17 protein-coding genes are annotated in these 17,117 nt (G+C 71.5%); 13 read left to right on the top strand and 4 right to left on the bottom strand.

Going from position 1 to position 17,117, the window contains the following annotated elements:
- The first annotated feature begins 199 nt into the window (after window positions 1-199).
- Window positions 200-622: a DUF6223 family protein gene (locus ACFYWM_RS38140; RefSeq protein WP_389924569.1), complete on the top strand. Its 423-nt coding sequence runs from the start codon at window positions 200-202 to the stop codon at window positions 620-622.
- Between the two features lie 129 nt (window positions 623-751).
- Here ACFYWM_RS38140 and ACFYWM_RS38135 read toward each other — a convergent pair whose 3' ends face one another.
- Window positions 752-2,185: a serine hydrolase domain-containing protein gene (locus tag ACFYWM_RS38135; protein ID WP_389924567.1), complete on the bottom strand. Its 1,434-nt coding sequence runs from the start codon at window positions 2,183-2,185 to the stop codon at window positions 752-754.
- Between the two features lie 175 nt (window positions 2,186-2,360).
- On the opposite strand from ACFYWM_RS38135, the gene ACFYWM_RS38130 reads away from it, so the two are divergent.
- Complete coding sequence (locus tag ACFYWM_RS38130) at window positions 2,361-3,302, top strand: LysR family transcriptional regulator (protein WP_389924564.1); 942 nt, start codon at window positions 2,361-2,363, stop codon at window positions 3,300-3,302.
- A 61-nt stretch (window positions 3,303-3,363) separates the two neighbouring features.
- Here ACFYWM_RS38130 and rox read toward each other — a convergent pair whose 3' ends face one another.
- Window positions 3,364-4,911, bottom strand: a complete 1,548-nt coding sequence (rox, locus tag ACFYWM_RS38125; RefSeq protein ID WP_389924561.1) for a rifampin monooxygenase — start codon at window positions 4,909-4,911, stop codon at window positions 3,364-3,366.
- 683 nt (window positions 4,912-5,594) lie between these two features.
- On the opposite strand from rox, the gene ACFYWM_RS38120 reads away from it, so the two are divergent.
- Genes ACFYWM_RS38120 through ACFYWM_RS38110 form a run of 3 tightly spaced genes read left to right on the top strand, consistent with a single transcriptional unit; the run spans window position 5,595 to window position 8,067 of the window.
- On the top strand, window positions 5,595-6,395 hold the full coding sequence (locus tag ACFYWM_RS38120) for an alpha/beta fold hydrolase (protein WP_389924558.1): 801 nt from the start codon (window positions 5,595-5,597) through the stop codon (window positions 6,393-6,395).
- Complete coding sequence (locus ACFYWM_RS38115; RefSeq protein WP_389924555.1) at window positions 6,395-7,645, top strand: PP2C family protein-serine/threonine phosphatase; 1,251 nt, start codon at window positions 6,395-6,397, stop codon at window positions 7,643-7,645. The genes ACFYWM_RS38120 and ACFYWM_RS38115 overlap by 1 nt, the downstream gene beginning before the upstream one ends.
- On the top strand, window positions 7,642-8,067 hold the full coding sequence (locus tag ACFYWM_RS38110) for an STAS domain-containing protein (protein ID WP_389924553.1): 426 nt from the start codon (window positions 7,642-7,644) through the stop codon (window positions 8,065-8,067). Before ACFYWM_RS38115 ends, ACFYWM_RS38110 begins: the two co-directional genes overlap by 4 nt.
- A 152-nt stretch (window positions 8,068-8,219) precedes the next feature.
- Here ACFYWM_RS38110 and ACFYWM_RS38105 read toward each other — a convergent pair whose 3' ends face one another.
- Window positions 8,220-9,434 (bottom strand): RNA polymerase sigma factor, encoded by a 1,215-nt coding sequence (locus tag ACFYWM_RS38105; protein ID WP_389924550.1) that lies wholly within the window; start codon window positions 9,432-9,434, stop codon window positions 8,220-8,222.
- Window positions 9,434-9,820 (bottom strand): YciI family protein, encoded by a 387-nt coding sequence (locus tag ACFYWM_RS38100; RefSeq protein ID WP_389924547.1) that lies wholly within the window; start codon window positions 9,818-9,820, stop codon window positions 9,434-9,436. Before ACFYWM_RS38100 ends, ACFYWM_RS38105 begins: the two co-directional genes overlap by 1 nt.
- An 861-nt stretch (window positions 9,821-10,681) precedes the next feature.
- Here ACFYWM_RS38100 and ACFYWM_RS38095 point away from each other — a divergent pair.
- The 8 genes from ACFYWM_RS38095 to ACFYWM_RS38060 all read left to right on the top strand — a co-directional run bounded on the left by ACFYWM_RS38095 (window position 10,682) and on the right by ACFYWM_RS38060 (window position 16,993).
- Window positions 10,682-11,500, top strand: a complete 819-nt coding sequence (locus ACFYWM_RS38095) for a helix-turn-helix transcriptional regulator (protein WP_389924654.1) — start codon at window positions 10,682-10,684, stop codon at window positions 11,498-11,500.
- A gap of 95 nt (window positions 11,501-11,595) precedes the next feature.
- The gene (locus tag ACFYWM_RS38090) at window positions 11,596-12,651 is read left to right on the top strand and encodes an aldo/keto reductase (protein ID WP_389924544.1); all 1,056 of its coding nucleotides are present in this window, start codon (window positions 11,596-11,598) and stop codon (window positions 12,649-12,651) included.
- 9 nt (window positions 12,652-12,660) lie between these two features.
- Window positions 12,661-13,023: a nuclear transport factor 2 family protein gene (locus ACFYWM_RS38085; protein WP_389924541.1), complete on the top strand. Its 363-nt coding sequence runs from the start codon at window positions 12,661-12,663 to the stop codon at window positions 13,021-13,023.
- Window positions 13,024-13,086: 63 nt separating this feature from the next.
- Window positions 13,087-13,956 carry a helix-turn-helix domain-containing protein gene (locus ACFYWM_RS38080; RefSeq protein WP_389924538.1) on the top strand — a complete coding sequence of 290 codons (870 nt, stop codon included), beginning with the start codon at window positions 13,087-13,089 and terminating at the stop codon, window positions 13,954-13,956.
- 116 nt (window positions 13,957-14,072) lie between these two features.
- The gene (locus tag ACFYWM_RS38075; RefSeq protein WP_389924535.1) at window positions 14,073-15,101 is read left to right on the top strand and encodes a saccharopine dehydrogenase family protein; all 1,029 of its coding nucleotides are present in this window, start codon (window positions 14,073-14,075) and stop codon (window positions 15,099-15,101) included.
- A gap of 34 nt (window positions 15,102-15,135) precedes the next feature.
- Window positions 15,136-15,513 (top strand): hypothetical protein, encoded by a 378-nt coding sequence (locus tag ACFYWM_RS38070; protein WP_389924532.1) that lies wholly within the window; start codon window positions 15,136-15,138, stop codon window positions 15,511-15,513.
- Window positions 15,514-15,594: 81 nt separating this feature from the next.
- Entirely contained in the window at window positions 15,595-16,350 is a 756-nt protein-coding gene (locus ACFYWM_RS38065; protein WP_389924529.1) for an SDR family NAD(P)-dependent oxidoreductase, read from the top strand.
- A gap of 40 nt (window positions 16,351-16,390) precedes the next feature.
- On the top strand, window positions 16,391-16,993 hold the full coding sequence (locus ACFYWM_RS38060) for a hypothetical protein (protein WP_389924526.1): 603 nt from the start codon (window positions 16,391-16,393) through the stop codon (window positions 16,991-16,993).
- The last annotated feature ends 124 nt before the right edge of the window (window positions 16,994-17,117 follow it).

Genomic DNA, 17,117 nt, shown 5'->3' with positions numbered 1-17,117 from the left:
GACTCCTGCGTGCGGATGACCGGCCGCCTACCGCACACGCGGTAGCCTCGCGGCTCCCACGGCTCCCGCGGTAGCCGGCCACGGTACCGGCGGCAGCGCGAAGTGTCCGCGTCCGCCGGATGACCGGCCCCGGTTCCGGCGGACATGATCGGGCGACGTCCACCCGAAGAAACGTCCATCCGAAGAAGAGGAGCACCCCGTGTCAGTCCGAAGTGCGCTCACCGCGGCCGGCGCCGCCCTGGTCGAAGGTTTCGAGCCTGCCGCCCCGGCGGCCGTACACGCCGTGGCCCAGCTGGAACCCGTCGGCACTTACACCTTGACCGCCGGGCGTCTGTGGTCCCTGGTGGCCGTGCTGCTGGGGTTGGCCGGCGTGGTCGTCGGCGGGCTGGCCCTGGCCCGCCCCACCGGCCGGGTCGGCTCCGGCCCTCGGAGAGGGTGGGCCGTCGCGGCCCTGGTGGCGGGACTGTCCGGCGCGGTCGCCGGCGGGCTGGTCGTGGCCGCCGCCGAAGGTGGTCCCGGCACCGGTTACGGATCGGTCGGTGGGGTGGTGGCCCTGGCGGTCGGGCTGATCGCCGTGGTCCTCGGCGGGCTGGTGCTGGCCCGCTCCTCCCGCGCCGTCTGATCGCAACGAACACGGCCGATCGCGCGACGGCTCCCACGACCGGTTCGGGTGCCGGCCACCCCCGCCGGGCCGGACCACCGCCCGCACCGGCCGCGAACCCGGGCCCCGCCGGCGTCGTCGGCCGCGGGATCAGCCGATCTTGGGGGTGGCTCGCATGCCGACGTAGCAGACCCGGGTTCCGTCGGTCAGGGTGGAGAAGACCACGGGCATGTAGTCCTCGCTGAAGGAGGGGCCGGCGCCCGAGGCGGCGAACACCGTCTGCGAGAGCGGGGTCAGCTCCATGTCCAGCGGCGGGGAGAGGTCCTTCATGCCGTCGACGAACTCGTAGAGCATGCGTGCGCCGCCGCCGTCGTGCCGGGTGACGGTGATGACCACGCCTTCGCGCCGGTAGGTGCCCACCAGCGCGGTCATGTCCACGACGGGAGGGTTCCGCGCGGGCGCGAAGGCGTCCGGCACGCGCACCCCGGCGAGCTCGGCCAGCAGTTCGGCGAACAGCTCGGCGTAGAGGCGGCGGGCGGCGCCGCCGTTGGTGAGCAGGACGACGGCCACACCGGCCCGCGGCACGACGCGCAGGTAGGAGTACTGGCCGATGGCGGCGCCGTCGTGGCCGTAGCCGGCGATGCCGTCCCAGTCGTACAGGGTCCAGCCCAGGCCCCAGCCGTCGGCGCTGACGGTCCACTTGTCCGGCACGTCGACCTCACGGCGCTGCATCGCCGCCACCGCCTGGGCCGACATGACGCGGGTGCCGTCGGGGGCGAGGCCGCCGTCCAGGTGCATCCGGGCGAACCGGGCGAGGTCCCCGGCGGAGACGATGACGCGGCCGGCCGGGCCGGCCGAGCGCGGCATCAGGTCCCAGGCCGGCGCCGGGTCGGGGTCGGCGCCGGGGTCGCCCAGGTGGCTCATCGCCGTCCGGAAGCGCAGCGCTTCCTCGGGCAGGGTCATCGAACGCTCCAGGCCGAGCGGGGTGAACAGCAGGTCTTTGAGCGCCTGGTCCCAGGTCCGGCCGGTGAGCACCTCGACGAGCCGGCCGAGCACGATGTAGCCCAGGCCGCCGTAGGAGATCGCGGTCCCGGGCGGGCAGTCCAGCGGCACGTCCCTGGCCGCCTGGACGTACCTGGTGAGACAGTCGTCGCCGCGGCCGCTGTCGTGGTTGAAGTCGTTGGTGACGCCGCCGGTGTGCGACAGCAGTTGCCGTACGGTGATCGCCTTGGTCGCGGCGGGGTCGGGGGTGGCGAACTCGGGCAGCACGTCGCACACCCGCGCGTCCAGGTCCAGCCGGCCCTCGTCGACCAGCCGCATGACGAGCGTGGCGGTGTAGACCTTGGCGATCGAACCGGACAGGAACACCGAGTCCGTCGTCGTCTCCACCCCCGTACCCCGGTGCAGCACCCCGCTGGCCAGCTCGTGGATCTCGCCGCCGGACAGCACGGCCAGGGCCGCTCCGGGGACGTGGTGGGCGGCGCGCAGCTCGTCGAGCCGGTCCTGCCAGTGCTTGGGGTGGAAGCCGGGGCCCTTCTCGGCCGGCCGGCCGCCTTCGGCGTTCCAGCTCGGATTTTCCGGCATGAGTTCTCCTGAGGGTGAGGTGCGAGAGACGGGCGGTGAAGATCAGCGTGCTCCACCGGCGTCACCGGGCGAGACCGCCGGTGACGGGCTCAAGCATCCGCCCCGGCCGGGGCGGAGAACAACGGGAGATCCTTTAAGGTTCGTTAACACAGAGGTTCATGAACCGGGGGCCGGGGTGGAGCTGCGCGACATCGAGATCTTTCTGACCCTGGCCGAGGAGCTCCACTTCGGTCGCACCGCCGAGCGGCTCCATGTGTCCCCGGCACGCGTGAGCCAAGCGATCAAGAAGCAGGAACGCGGGCTCGGCACCGCGCTGTTCGAGCGCACCAGCCGGCAGGTGAGCCTCACCCCGGCCGGACGGCGGTTTCGCGACGACCTGCTTCCCGGCTACCGGCAGATCCGGGAGGCGATCGCCAGGGCGACCGCGGCCGGCCGCGGCGTCACCGGCACGCTGCGCGTGGGGTTCTCCGCCGCCTGGTGCGGCAACCTCGTCGTCAGGGCCGCCGACGCGTTCAACGCCGACCACCCCGGCTGCGACGTCCAGATCCACGAACTGGCGCTCAACGACGGGTTCGCGTTGCTGCGCGCGCGGGAACTCGACCTCCAGCTCACCGAACTCCCGGCCGACGAACCCGACATCACCACCGGGCCCACCGTCTTCTCCGTCCCACGTGCCCTCGTCGTCCCGGCCGGCCACCCCTTCGCCGCACGCCCGTCCGTCTCACTCGAAGATCTCGCGCACGTTCAGCTGATCACGGTCACCGGTCCGCCGCGGTACTGGCTGGACTTCCACCTCCCGACCCACACCCCCTCGGGCGCCCCCATCCCCCGCGGCCCGGCGACCGTCGCATGGCAGGAAGTCCTCTCACTGGTCGGCGCGGGCAAAGGAGTCTGCCCCACCTCCGCCCTCGCCGCCGACTACTACTCCCGGCCCGACCTCGCCTTCGTCCCCCTCCACGACGCCCCGCCCATCGACTACGCGCTCATGTGGCCGTCCACCGGACAGACCCCCAGGGTGAACGCCTTCGTCCAGACCGTCCTCACGGTCGCCGGCAGGCTCGACGAGGACGCCGCGGCCGGCCGTCCGACCGGTACGCCGCGACAACGAGGACGATGAGCGGCCGGCCGTTCCCGCGGCCGGCCGCTCGTCAACCGGTCGTGCGTTAACCGGTCGTGCGTCAGCCGGTGGACCTGCCGAACCAGCGGGAGAGGTGGTCGTCCAGGTCCCGCTGATCGTCACCGATCCAGGCGACGTGGCCGTCGGGGCGCAGCAGGAGGCACGGGACGTCCAGTCCCGCCGTGGGATCCGCGAGGTGGTCGACCCGGTCGGACCAGCCGCCGGCGGTCAGGCGTCCGGTGCGGTCCAGCAGCAGGCCGCGGCCGCGACGCAGCAGACCGTAGAGGTTGCCCTGTTTCACCTCGATGTCGCGCAGGCGGCGGCCGAGCAGGTCGGGGCCCTCCCCGAAGTCGTAACGGACGCCGACCGCGGTGATCTTCTCGATCAGATGGCGGTTCACCTCCTCGAAATCCATCAGCTCGGTCAGCAGCCTGCGCACGGCCTGCGGGCCCGGTTCGGCGGACGTCAGCTCCACCTGGGCACGGGTGTTGTCCAGCACGCCCTCGGCGACCGGACGACGTTCGGCCTGGTAGGTGTCCAGCAGCGTCTCCGGCGCCCAGCCGCGGATCTGCGCGGCCAGCTTCCAGCCGAGGTTGAACGCGTCCTGAACGCCCAGGTTGAGCCCCTGCCCGCCGATGGGCGGATGGATGTGCGCCGCGTCGCCGGCCAGCAGCACCCGCCCGACCCGATAACGCTCGGCCAGCCGGGTGGCGTCCCCGAAGCGGGACAACCAGCGCGGGGAGTGCACGCCGAAATCGGTTCCGGCGATGGCGCGCAGCTGCCGTTTGAAATCATCGAGGGTGGGCGGTTCCGTGCGGTCGCTGACTCCCTCGGCGGGGACCACGACGCTGTAGGCCCCTTCGCCGAAGGGCCTGAGCCAGAACGGCCGATGGGGCTCGCTGATCTCGGCCACCCTGGCGGCGATCTCCTCCTGCGACGCGCTCGCCTTCATCTCGCCCATGAGCGTGTCGGTCCGTGAGGGCTCGCCTGGGAAGCCGACGCCGAGCAGCTTGCGCACCGTGCTGCGCGCGCCGTCACAGCCGACGAGGTAGCGCGAACGCAGCCGTTCCCCGTCGGACAGCTCGACGGTCACCCCCTCGTCGTCCTGCTCGAAGCCGGCGACCGCGCGACCGCGCCTGACCTGCGCGCCCAGTCCGGCCGCGTGTTCCTCAAGCAGACGCTCGACGACCGGCTGCGGGATGCCCAGCAGATAGGCGTACGCGGAATCCAGGCCCGTGGGCACGGGTTTGGGGATGGCGGCGAAGAAACCGCCGGCCGGACGCCGCCTTCCGTGCTGGAGAAGGCGATCCAGCAGCCCGCGCATCGCCATCAGCTCGAGGCTGCGAATATGCAGGCCGACTATGCGGACGAACGACGCGGGCTCGGTCTCCTTCTCCACGACGAGGACCCGCACGCCGTGCAGCCGCAGTTCGGCGGCGAGCGTCGCACCGGTCGGCCCGCACCCGGCAATGATCACATCGAAGACGAGGGGCGCGCGATCGGCGCCGGAGGCCGGCGACCGGAGAACTCCGGGAACCTCGCCCGCCGTGGAGTCACGCTCGACGCCGTCGTCCGACGACGGCCCGGCGGTGACCTGCTGAGAGTGCATAGGTGTTGCCTTTCGGGAGTGCCTGGTGGCGAGGCGCTCCCGGCGACACCTACGTCGATCGCCCGTCCGTGACGGCAGGGGGGAGCACCCACATCGCTACAGCGTTCATGGGTCTCACCTCCTCGGGCGGTGTCACGGGCCAACCGCAAGCTACAAGCCCGGGCGTCGTCCCGTCCAATCATTATCCGCCTGCCCGGCCGGCCACCCCCGCGGCCACCGGACCGGACGAACCCCGGCGGCCCGGGGCGAGGACCCGGTCGTACCCGGAGCAGCCCGCGGTGGATCGCGGGCTTCCGACGGCGGCGCGTCCCATCTGCGAAAACGCTCCGCTTCGGGGCTTGCTCGGCACCCGCTTCGGGGCTTGCTCGGCACCGTTGTTCCGCTCCGCGAGCCGCCCTCGCCCCGGCCCAGATCAAAGCCGCCATAGAAATACTCATCAGTTGAAGAGAAGGTGTGGCTCGCACGCATACGCGCGAGCCACACCGCGGTGAGCTCGGCCCCTGGATCCGGCGACACCATCGGCAGGCGTTGACGAAAGCGTCCTCCCAGACCACGCGCGGGTGGTGGACCACGGTCACGACCGGACCGGGGACCCGGTCCCGCCCTCTCCGCTCGACCCGATCACGGTCTCGACAGCGGGGGCAAATTCCCCCGGGGAGTGAAACAGGTGAAAAGATGGGCCAATGACAGCAATGGTCAGAAACAACGTGGTGATGGTCGGCAGGGAAGACGGGCCGCTGCTGATGCTCGCCCACGGGTTCGGCTGCGACCAGAACATGTGGCGCCTGGTGGTGCCCGCGCTGGCCGAGGAGTTTCGCCTCGTGCTGTTCGACCACGTCGGGGCGGGCCGATCGGACCTGTCGGCCTGGCAGGCCGAGCGGTACGCGACCCTGGACGGCTACGCCGAGGACGTACTGCGAATCTGCCGGGAGCTGGACCTCCAGCAGGTGACCTTCGTCGGGCACTCGGTCAGCGCCATGATCGGAGTGCTCGCCGCGGTACGCGAGCCCGACCGGTTCGCCAAGCTGGTCCTGCTCACCCCCTCCCCGCGCTACATCGACGACGGCGACTACCGGGGCGGGTTCAGCGAGGCCGACATCGAGGAACTGCTGGAATCCCTCGACAGCAACTATCTGGGCTGGTCGGCGGCGATGGCACCGATCATCATGGACAACCCCGACCGCCCCGAACTCGGCGAGGAGCTGACCAACAGCTTCTGCCGCACCGACCCGCGGATCGCCTCCGTCTTCGCACGCGCCACCTTCCTGTCCGACAACCGCGCCGACCTGGCCAAGGTGGAGCTGCCGACACTGGTGCTCGAATGCGCCAGCGACGTCATCGCCCCCCGGCAGGTGGGCGCGTTCGTCCACGCCCAGATCCCCGGAAGCCACCTGGTCACCCTGGACGCCGTCGGGCACTGCCCGCAGCTGAGCGCCCCGCAGGCCACCGCCCAGGCGATCGCCTCCTTCGCGGCCGACCGGTGATGTCGGGCACCGGGGCCGTTCCCGGACCGGCCGACTCCGGCAACCACAGCATCCCCCGGGCACTGTTCAACGCGCTGCTGGAAGACAGCGCCGAGGACCTCTACGAGAACGCGCCGTGCGGCTACCTGTCCACCCTCCTGGACGGTCAGATCGCCAAGATCAACACCACGCTGCTGACCTGGCTTGGCTACACCCGCGAGCAGCTGGTGGGCCGGCGACACTTCAGCGACCTCCTCACCGTCGGCGGCAAGCTGTACCACGAGACGCACTTCGCCCCCCTGCTCCGCATGCAAGGCGAGCTCGGCGGGATCGCCCTGGACCTGCGGGCCGCCGACGGCACCCGCCTGCCCGTACTGGTCACCTCGGTCCTGAAGACCGGCACCGACGGCGAGCCCCTGCTGATCCGCACCACCGTCTTCGACGCCCGCGACCGCCGCGCCTACGAACGCGAGCTGCTGCGCGCCCGCCAGGAGGCCGAACGCGAGCGCGAACGCCTCAAGCGCCTGGTCACCACCCTGCAGCGCAGCCTGCTGCCCGCGGTCCTCCCGGCGGTACCCGGCCTGGAGGCCGCCGCACACTACCACATCGCCTCCGCCGACCAGGTCGGCGGCGACTTCTACGACCTGTTCCCCCTCGGCGACGGCCGCTGGGGCTTCTTCCTGGGCGACGTGTGCGGCAAGGGAGCCGGAGCCGCGGCCCTGACCTCCCTGACCCGCTACACCCTGCGCGCCGCGGCCGTCCACACCCCCGACCCCACCGAGGTGCTGGCCACCCTCAACACCGTGCTGCGCCAGGAGTACACCGGCGAGGACCTGCGCTACTGCACCGTCATCTTCGGCCTGCTCACCCCGGACGACGACGGCTTCGCCCTCACCCTCGCCAGTGGCGGCCACCCCGCCGCCCTGCTGATGCGCGCCGACGGCGGGGCCGACTACCAGCCCACCCCCGGCGGCCTGCTCGTCGGCGTCCTGCCCGACGCGCGCTTCGCAACCACCACCACCCGGCTCGCGCCCGGCGACACCCTGCTGCTCTACACCGACGGCCTCACCGAGGCCCGCCTCGACACCGAGGGCAACCGCCACGGCGAAGAGGCCCTGCAGGCCTTCGCCGCCGCCCTCTCCCCCACCACCGCGACCGCCGCCGTCGCCGCGGTGAAGGAGCTGCTGGCCTCCTTCGGCGACGGCCTGGACGACGACACCGCCATCCTCGCCCTCGGCGTCCCCGCCCCGGCCGCCGAAGAGGCCCGATGAGCCGCCTGAGGGTCACCACCCACGACACCGGCACCGGCCCGACGCTCGAGGTCGCCGGCGAGCTCGACTTCCACACCGCGCCACAGCTGCGCGAGGCACTCCGGAGCGTCGCCCCGCTGCCGGGCCAGCGGCTCGTCATCGACCTGGCCGGCCTCATCACGTGCGACTCCAGCGGCATCACCGTCCTGCTCGTCGCCCGCAACCGCGCGCTGGAGGCCCACGCGGGCATCACGCTGGCCGCCACCCCCGACCACCTGGCCCGCGTCCTGCGCATCGTGGGCCTGGACCAGGTCTTCGCCATCCACCACCCCGCGCCGGCGGACCCCGCGGACGGTACGGCCGGGGCAGGCGAGACGGGAACGACCGGAAGGCGTCCCGCGGCCAGGCCACGACGGGCGCTCCCGGACCGCGAGCGCCCGTGAGGACGACGGACCGGCGGCCCGCCCCACCCCGGCCCCCGGTCCGCCCCGCCGCCAGAACCCGCGCCTTCACCCGCCCGCGACACGCGAGCACGACGACACCCCGGAACACATCGGCCCCACGGCCTCCGATCCGGGCCGGCCCGCCGGGAAGGTCAGCCCAGCGCGGCCGCCTTGCCCAGCAACACCGAGCGTTCGCGCCGGTTGGCGCACAACCGGGCGGCCAGCTCCAGCTCGGCGCGCGCCTCCGCCCGCCGGCCGAGCCGGGCCAGCAGCTCCCCGCGTACGGTCGGGACCAGATGCGAACCGGGGAGCCGGTCGGAGGCGACCAGCTCGTCCACCATGGCCAGGGCCCGCGCCGGCCCCGAGGCCATCGCCACGGCGACGGCCCGGTTGAGCTCGACCACCGGCGAGGGCGCGACCCGGCCGAGCATCTCGTACAGCAGCACGATCCGGTCCCAGTCGGTCGTCTCGACCGAGGACGCCGACGCGTGGACGGCGGCGATCGCGGCCTGCAGCCCGTAGGGACCCAGACCACCGCTCGACGCCCTGGCCAGCGCGGCCAGCCCCCGGCGGATCGCCGAGAGATCCCACAGCCGCCGATCCTGGTCCCCGAGCAGGACCGGCGAACCGTCCGGGCCGGTCCTGGCCGGAAAGCGCGCGGCCGTCAGCTCGCACAACGCGAGCAGGCCGTGCGCCTCCGGCTCCCCGGGCTGCAGCGCGGCCAGCGTACGGGCCAGCCGGATCGCCTCGTAGGCGACGTCGGGACGCAGCAGCCGGTCACCCGAGGTGGCCGTCGACCCCTCGGTGAAGATCACGTACAGGACGCTGAGCACGCCGCCCAGCCGCTCCCGGCGCTCATCGGCCGACGGCAGCTCGAACGGCACCCCGGCCGCCGCGATCGCCTTCTTGCCCCGGGTGATACGAGCCTGCACGGTCGCCACGGGCACCAGGAACGCGCGGGCGATCTCCTGGCTGGACAGGCCGCCGACCACACGCAGGGTCAGCGCCACCCGGGCCTCACGGGAGAGCACCGGGTGACAGCTGACGAACATCAACGCCAGGACGTCGTCGTCGATCACGTCGACGTCGATGTCCTGATCGGCCACGGGGTCGGCCGCCAGCAGGGCGTACCGGTCCTGGAGGGCGGCCCGGCGGCGGATCGCGTCGATCGCCCGCCGCCGGGCCGTGGCCATCAGCCAGCCGGCCGGATTGGCCGGACAGGCACCCGGCCACGACACCAGCGCCTCGGCCACCGCCTCCTGGGCCGCGTCCTCGGCCAGCCCGAAGTCACCGGTGAACCGGGTCAGGGCGGCGACGATCCGGGCCGACTCGATCCGCCAGACGGCCTCGACGTCAGCCCCGCCCATCAGATCCGGCCGCCGCTCTCGCCGCCCCGCGGGACCTCGTCGGCCCCGGCCACCCGCCGGACCTCGATCTTGGACCCGCGGACCGCCGGGACCCGCTTCGCCCACTCGACCGCCTCCTGCTTCGTGGCGACATCGAGCAGGAAGTAACCCCCGAACAGTTCCCTGGTCTCGCCGTACGGCCCGTCCGTGACCACCGGCACCTCGCCGCCGAAGTCGACCACGACACCCTGGCCCGGATCGTCCAACCCCTCCGCCGCGACGAGAACCTCGGCCTTCATCATCTCCTCGATGAACCGGTGGGTCGCGGCCATCATCTCGTCGAGATCAGCCATCATGGCCGCGTTCGTCTCGTCGGTGCCCCGCATGATCAGCACGTATTTCGGCATCGCGTTCTCCTCGTCCGGCAAGGCCGCCCCTCGGCCCTCGCCCCCATACGTCGAACGGGCGGCCCGCCGATCGACACCGCCCCGGAGAAATCTCTCCCCGCGACACGGCCGACCGCGACGTGACCCATGCTGTCGGCGGGAGTCTACGGCGCCGGGCTCAGCTCGGCCCGGCTCGGCGTCGTGGGTGCGCTCCCGGCGTCCTGGACATGGGTGATCGCGTTCCAGGGCTGCCTGAGTTCAGGCGGCCGGGGTGTTCCAGTCCTGCTGTGCCGCCCACTGTTCGAGGCCCCCCCACTCGGGTCGCCGTCACCAGGGGCAAAGTAGCTCTACGAGATCGTGGTTCGGGTGGCTCGCAGGATACGAGGGCTGTCCGAGCCGGAGGCCGGTAACTGTTTGTTGCATCTCAGGTACGCCACGTTGCGGTTGCGGCCCGCACATACCGGTTGGTAGTCGAGCGATTACAAATCATGCTTCTCCTGCTTCGTGGGTCCGTCGGACCACCCGGCGATCTTGCTGGGCTGCCCTCTGGTGGCGGTGCCTCGCCGGCGGCGCTGCTGTTCAGGTCTACAGTGCGCTAGTCATGGTTGGTTGCCATCAGCTCTCTTCGAGGGACGTCTACCCGGGAGAGATGGCGTGGCGGTGGTGGGCTAGGGTGATCGCAGCGAGGTTGTCGCGTCCCAGGGCACGGTAGGCCATGTAACCATGTCGGCCAGCGCTGCGGGGTGAAGGGGCAGATCGGTCGCTCCCGCGGTGAGCGGGCCTGCTGTCTGCGGGCAGGGTGAGCGCCCGGGGTGAGGCGATGCTCATGCCTGAAATGCGGCGCCTGGTGCGAGGGGTTATAGGTTGGGTGGGGTGACCAGCATGTATACGACAGAGTTCGGCGATTTTCTCAAGGCGCATCGGGCGCGGATCGAGCCTGGGGAGGTCGGGTTTCCGTCGGGTGCCAAGCGGCGGGTGGCGGGGTTGCGCCGGGAGGAGGTCGCGGTGCTGGCGGGGGTCAGCAGCGACTACTACGCCCGGCTGGAGCAGGGGCGGGAGCGCAATCCGTCGGCTCCGGTGCTGGAGGCGATCAGCCGCGCGATGCGCCTGGATCACGATTCGCGCGAGCATCTGTATCGGCTGGCCGGCCTGAATCCGGGCCTGGCCCCGGACGCGGACCGGACCCGGGTGCATCCCGCGCTGGCCCGGCTCCTGGACGCGTTTCCGGCGTCGGCGGCCTACGTCCTCGGTCCCGCCTTTGACGTGCTGGCCACCAACGCGGTCGCGGCCGCGTTGCTATCGCCCTTCGGCGGCGAGCCGAACATGGTGCGGGTCCTGTTCACCCACCCTCAGGCCCAGGTGGTGTTCGCCACCTGGGACGAGATCGTGCCCAAGACCGTGCACGCGCTGCGGCTGCACGCCGGCCAGTTCCCCGATGACCCGCAGATCAAGGACCTGGTCGAAGAACTGCTCGGCGCGTCCGAGGCGTTCCGGTCGCTCTGGCACGACCAGGTCGTGGGCGAGCTCACCCGAACGTACAAGGTCTTTGTGCATCCGGAGGCCGGGCGGGTGGAACTGACCTATCAGACCTTCGACGTCAGCGACGCGCCCGGTCAGCAGCTCCTGGTCGGCACGCCCGAACCGGGCAGCCCCAGTGCCGTGGCCGTGGCCGGGCTCGTCGCGGCGCGAAGCCGTTCCTAGGGGTCGGACACCCCCTCTCGCGCGGCCTTCTTCAGCGGCTCGTGAGGGACGAAGGTGGGTTGCGGAACAGCTCGTACCGCACACCAAGGAATGTCATGTCCCTCACCTCATATCGCACGCTGGGCACCTCGGGCCTGCGGGTCAGCCCGCTGGCGCTCGGCGCGATGACCTTCGACGACGGCAGCTGGGGCTCCGGCCCCGATACCTCCTTCGCCATCCTCGACCGCTACCTCGACGCGGGTGGCAACTTCGTCGACACCGCCAACATGTACAACGGCGGCGCCTCGGAGAGCACGCTCGGCGCATACTTCGGCAAGCGCCCCGGGATCCGGGATCAGGTGGTGCTGGCCACCAAGTTCGGCGGCAGCATGGCGCCCGACGACCCGAACTCCGGCGGCGCCGGCCGCAAGGCGATCCGGGCCCAGCTCGACGCTTCGCTGCGCCGGTTGAACACCGACTACGTGGATTTGTACTGGATGCATCAGTGGGACCGGCACACCCCGATCAAGGAGACCCTGTCCACCCTCACCGACCTGGTACGAGCCGGGAAGATCCACGCGATCGGCCTGTCCAACGTGCCGGCCTGGCAGGTGGCCGAGGCCGCCACCGCCGCCCGGCTCCTAAGCTGGGAGCCGATCGCCGCGCTGCAGGTCGAATACTCGCTGCTGGCCCGCAGCGTCGAGGGGGAGACATTCGGCGCGGCCCGGCGGTTCGGCCTTGGCATCACTCCGTGGAGTCCGCTGGCCAGCGGGGCCTTGTCCGGCAAGTACGCGCGCACCACCACGGAGGTGGCCGGCTCGGGGCGCACCGCGTACGCGGGGCCGCACCTGACCGAGTCCACGTTCGTCCTGCTCGACGCGCTACAGGAGATCGCCGGCGAGCTCGGCGCGACGGTGGCCGCGGTCGCGCTGGCCTGGGTCCGGCGGCGGCCCGAGGTCACCAGCACGTTGATCGGGGCCCGTACCCCCGAGCAACTGCAGGCCAACCTCGCCTCGCTCGACGTCACCCTCACCGCCGAGCAGGCGGCCCGGCTCGACGCGTTGACGGCGCCTGACCTCGATTACCCGTACAACCTGATCGAGTCGATGGTCGGCTTTCAGCAGGGCGACACCACCGTCAACGGCCTGGCCGCCCAGGCGTTCGTTCGCTGAGGAGTATCGATGCTGACGAACGAGCAGCTCACCGGCTGGGTCGAGCGCTACGTGCACGCCTGGCGCACCGCGGACCCCGCCGACATCGCCGCCCTGTTCACCGCCAACGCCGAATACCACGAGCAGCCGTACGAGACCGACTGGATCGGGCGCGAGGCCATTGTCCAGGGCTGGCTGTCCCGCCGGCCCTGGCAGGAGGGCGGCTGGGACTTCGACTGGTCCCCGCTCATGATCACTGGAGACACCGCGGCGATCCGTGGCACCGGCGTCTACACCGAACTCGGCAGGTTCGACAACCTGTGGGTCGTCACCTTCGCCGGCGACGGACGCTGCAGCAGCTTCCGCATGTGGAACAACGAAGCCGGAACCTGACACCGTCCAGCGCGCGGCCCAGGCCGCCGCGAGCGGATACGCGTTGCTTTCAGGAAGGACGACATGACGGGCGCCAACCCCTTGGGGGGCTTTCTGGCCTCGCGCCGGGCCGGGCTCGATCCCGCACGGACGGGGCTACCCGCCTGCCTGGCACCGCGCAGGGTGCCAGGGTTGCGCAGAGAGGAGGTCGCCGCACTGGCCGGCATCAGCACCGCGTACTACACCAAGCTGGAGCAGGGCCGCGCGGGCAGAATTCCCGCCGAGGTGGTCCGGGCCGTTGAGGACGCCCTTGAGCTGGGCGACCTCGATCGCCTGCACTTTCGCGCCCTCGTGAAGAACGCCTCCGGCCGCCCCATGGCTCGCCCGGTCGCCGGGCCGGTCGCCCGGCCGGCCAAAGTGCGCCCGGCCCTGATCGCGATGATGAACGCGCTCGACGCCCCGGCCCTGCTGCACGGACCCTGGCTGGACGTCCTGGCCACCAACGACCTGGCGAAAGTCGTGATCGACGACTTCGACCGGCTGCCGATCAAGGACCGCAATCTGGCCCGATGGACGTTCCTCGACCCACGCGCCAGGATCGTCCACCCCGACTGGCGGCAGATCGCCCCGCAAGTCGCTGCCGCTCTGCGCCGCCTCACCGCCGGCAGGCCCGCCGACCCGCGGTTGGAACGGCTCGTCGGCGAGGTCCTGCTCGCCGCACCCGAGTTCGCCCGGTACTGGGCGGAGTACCGCCTGCATCTGCACCCCCGAGGGACAAGGAGGTTCTTTCACGAAGCCGTAGGCGAGTTCACCCTGCACTACGAGACGCTGACCCTGCCGAAGGACGATCAGAGCCTCCTTGTCTACACCGCCGAGCGCGGCTCCCCGGCGCAGGAGAAGCTACGCCTGCTGGCCAGCTGGACCGCGCCGGTGGCCGGCACCCCCGCCACCTGACTGCCACGTTCTCCACTCTCCTTGATCAGGAATGACGGCCGCCGATCCCACCAGAAGTGATCGTGCCCGCGTCTGGTTCTAGCGTGAACCTTGTCGCCACCATACGGAGCAAACTCATGACAGAAAGTAATAATCTGCTCGTCTACGGATCCACCGGCTACACCGGACGGCTCATCGCCGAGCACGCTCGACACCTGGGCCTCGACCTCATCGTCGCCGGCCGGAACCGGGAACGTGTCGCGGCCCTCGCCGGCGAGCTCGGCGTGGAAGGTCGCGCCTTCCCGCTCGACGATCCGGCGTCGGTACGCGACGGCCTGCGCGGCGTCATGGTCCTGCTGAACGTGGCCGGTCCCTTCCGTCAGACGGCGCGCCCCCTGCTGGAGGCCTGCATCGCGACCGGCGTGCACTACCTGGACACCACCGCGGAGTACGACGTCTTCGCCGCCACGCAAGCCCGTGGCGCCGACGCCGCGGCGGCCGGAGTGATGGTCATGTCCGGCACCGGCTGGGACGTGGTGCCCAGCGACTGCGTCGCCGCATACGCCGCCGCCCGTGTCACCGAGCCCGTCCGGCTGCGCATCGCGCTCAAGCTGCTCAGCGCCACCCCCGAGGAGGCCGCCGGGCTGAACCTGTTCTCCCGAGGCTCCATCGCCAGCGCCACCGCAGGCATCGGCGACCTTGGCGCCCTCGTCCGCGCAGGCGGCGACATCGTCACGCTGCCGGAGCCTCAGGTCGCCGCGTTCGACTTCGGCGACGGCGGCCCGGAGGAATGCGTGTCCGCGCCGATGGGAGACCTGATCACCGCGCATCTGTCCACCGGCGCACCCGCCGTCGAGGTGTACGTCCAGACCGGGCAGCCCCTGCCCATCGACCTCGACCTGGCCACCTTTCCCGACGGCCCCACGGCGGCCGAACGGCAGATGGGCCGCAGCAAGGTCGTCGCCGAGGCGACCGGCCGCGACGGCACCGTGGCCCGCGCCCTCATCGACACGCCGACCGGCTACCGCTTCACCCAGCTCTCCTCCGTGGAGATCGCCCGCCGCGTCCTCGCCGGCTCCTACACCCCGGGCTTCCAATCACCGGCCTCCGCTTACGGCCCCGGCCTGGCTCTGTCCATCGCCGACACGCGCATCACCGACCTGTGACCCCGCGCCGACCACACCAGAGAGGAACCATCTCATGAACGAGACCCGGCCTCACGACACCCCGACCGGCCTGGCCGAGGCGGCCGAGATGGCCCTGCGCGTGCGAGCCCACTACGAGCAACTCGAACAACGCCTCCTGGGCAGGACCTGGACGCTGCCGGAACTCGCGGTCGGCTTCACCAATGACGCCGCCTACGTCGGCCGCCTGGTGCTGGCCGCCGAACGCACCTGGGACATCGACGGCGACGTGGACGCCGAACTACGCCACAAGCTGGCCGAATGCCTCTGGTGGGCGTTCGTCCTGGCCGACAAGCTCGGCGTCGATCTCCCAGAGGCGTACGAGGCCACGATGGACCGCATCGACACCGGCCTGCGCAAGACGCTGCGCGGCACCCATGGGGATGGACAGTGAAATCCGGACTGCACGGTGTCAACACCGCGACCGGCGCGATCGCGCAGGGCGCTTTCGAGATTCGCTATGGAGGTACACAGAATGGGTCAGCTTGACGGTAGAACTGCGGTGGTCACCGGGGGCAGCTCGGGCATCGGACTTGCCACCGCCCGGCGGTTCGCCGAAGAAGGGGCGCACGTCTACCTGACGGGCCGCCGCGCACCCGAGTTGGCCGCCGCGGCGGAGCAGATCGGCGAGCGGGCGACGCCCGTGCGGGCCGACATGGCCGAACCGGCCGACATCACCCGGCTCATGGACACGATCGCCGCCGCTGGGGAAGGGATCGACGTCCTGTTCGTCAACGCGGGCGGCGGATCCTTCGCCACGCTGGAGGAGGTGACCGAGCAACACCTCGACCAGATCTTCCGGACCAACGTACACGGCGTCGTCCTCACCGTGCAGAAGGCATTGCCCCTGCTCCACGAGGGCTCCTCGGTAATCTTGAACGGATCCACCGCCGCCTTCACCGGCACACCGTCCTTCGGGGTGTACGGGGCGTCGAAAGCGGCCGTGCACGCCCTGGGCCGGGTCTGGGCCAACGAACTGGCTCCGCGCGGCATTCGGGTCAACACCCTGGCTCCCGGCTACATCGAAACGCCCGGAATCCTCGCTGACGCCGGCGACGACGAGGCCGCTCGCGCCCGTCTGCGAGACCGGCTCGCCGAGGGCGTGCCCCTCGGACGGCTGGGGCAGGCGGCCGAAGCCGCCGAAGCGGCGCTCTTCCTGGCCACCGATCGCGCCGGCTTCGTCACCGGAGCCGAACTCGTCATCGACGGCGGCGAGAGCCGTCGGCGTTGACGCCCCGAGTCACACCTTCGCAGACAACTCAGGAGGACCCATGGACACCACCGGCAATACCGCGATTCCGGCGACAGCGCACCTGCACGCCGCCGATACACCCGAGCTCGTGCGGGCACCGCGCGCCACCTTCATCTCCACCACCGGTAAGGGGCGTCCGGGCACCGACGGCTTCTACCGCAAGAAGGCGCTCGTCGCGGCGGTCGCCGCCGCCCTCCCACCCGCCCTGCAGCCGGACGACACCGCGAACGTCGTCGAGATCCTCTACCGGTACCCCGCCGAGGCCGTCCCCGTCGAAATCGCCGACTTTTACAGCGTCAATCCCGTCGACACACTCGAATACCGCGTGCTGGCACACGTCAGCGACGACACCACCGCCACTGACCTCTCATCCGCCCGACGCGCGGTCCCCTCGGCCGATGACGAGCTGACGCTCTTCACCCTGCCCGAACAACTGGTCGTGCAGATCATGCACCACGGCCCTTTCGCGGACGAATTCGGCACCCTCGCACGGCTCGGCGCCTTCGCATCGGACCGCGGCCTGCGGCGCGTCGGCGCGCACCACGAGATCCACCTGGACCCCTTCACTGCCACCACCCCGCAGGAGCACCTACGCACCATTCTGCGGGACCCGGTCGGATGACACCGCGCGGGGGGGGGGGCCGGGGGGGGGGGGGGGCGCGGGGGGGGGGGGCCCCCCCCGGCCCCCCCCCCCCCCCCCCCCCGGGGGCCCCCCCCCCCGCGGGGCGGCCCCCCCGGGGGGGCGG

Source organism: Streptosporangium sp. NPDC002721 (genome assembly GCF_042888905.1).
Classification (GTDB): Bacteria; Actinomycetota; Actinomycetes; order Streptosporangiales; family Streptosporangiaceae; genus Streptosporangium.
The sequence above is the reverse complement of the archived record's forward strand: the minus strand, read 5'-3'. Positions and strand labels throughout refer to the sequence as shown.

Coding starts and splice junctions, on each gene's coding strand:
- ACFYWM_RS38075 (WP_389924535.1), top strand. CDS start 14,073: ATGACAGAAAGTAATAATCTGCTCGTCTACGGATCCACCGGCTACACC.
- rox (WP_389924561.1), bottom strand. CDS start 4,911: ATGCACTCTCAGCAGGTCACCGCCGGGCCGTCGTCGGACGACGGCGTC.
- ACFYWM_RS38070 (WP_389924532.1), top strand. CDS start 15,136: ATGAACGAGACCCGGCCTCACGACACCCCGACCGGCCTGGCCGAGGCG.
- ACFYWM_RS38090 (WP_389924544.1), top strand. CDS start 11,596: ATGTCCCTCACCTCATATCGCACGCTGGGCACCTCGGGCCTGCGGGTC.
- ACFYWM_RS38085 (WP_389924541.1), top strand. CDS start 12,661: ATGCTGACGAACGAGCAGCTCACCGGCTGGGTCGAGCGCTACGTGCAC.
- ACFYWM_RS38120 (WP_389924558.1), top strand. CDS start 5,595: ATGACAGCAATGGTCAGAAACAACGTGGTGATGGTCGGCAGGGAAGAC.
- ACFYWM_RS38135 (WP_389924567.1), bottom strand. CDS start 2,185: ATGCCGGAAAATCCGAGCTGGAACGCCGAAGGCGGCCGGCCGGCCGAG.
- ACFYWM_RS38080 (WP_389924538.1), top strand. CDS start 13,087: ATGACGGGCGCCAACCCCTTGGGGGGCTTTCTGGCCTCGCGCCGGGCC.
- ACFYWM_RS38095 (WP_389924654.1), top strand. CDS start 10,682: ATGTATACGACAGAGTTCGGCGATTTTCTCAAGGCGCATCGGGCGCGG.
- ACFYWM_RS38100 (WP_389924547.1), bottom strand. CDS start 9,820: ATGCCGAAATACGTGCTGATCATGCGGGGCACCGACGAGACGAACGCG.
- ACFYWM_RS38115 (WP_389924555.1), top strand. CDS start 6,395: ATGTCGGGCACCGGGGCCGTTCCCGGACCGGCCGACTCCGGCAACCAC.
- ACFYWM_RS38110 (WP_389924553.1), top strand. CDS start 7,642: ATGAGCCGCCTGAGGGTCACCACCCACGACACCGGCACCGGCCCGACG.
- ACFYWM_RS38060 (WP_389924526.1), top strand. CDS start 16,391: ATGGACACCACCGGCAATACCGCGATTCCGGCGACAGCGCACCTGCAC.
- ACFYWM_RS38105 (WP_389924550.1), bottom strand. CDS start 9,434: ATGGGCGGGGCTGACGTCGAGGCCGTCTGGCGGATCGAGTCGGCCCGG.
- ACFYWM_RS38065 (WP_389924529.1), top strand. CDS start 15,595: ATGGGTCAGCTTGACGGTAGAACTGCGGTGGTCACCGGGGGCAGCTCG.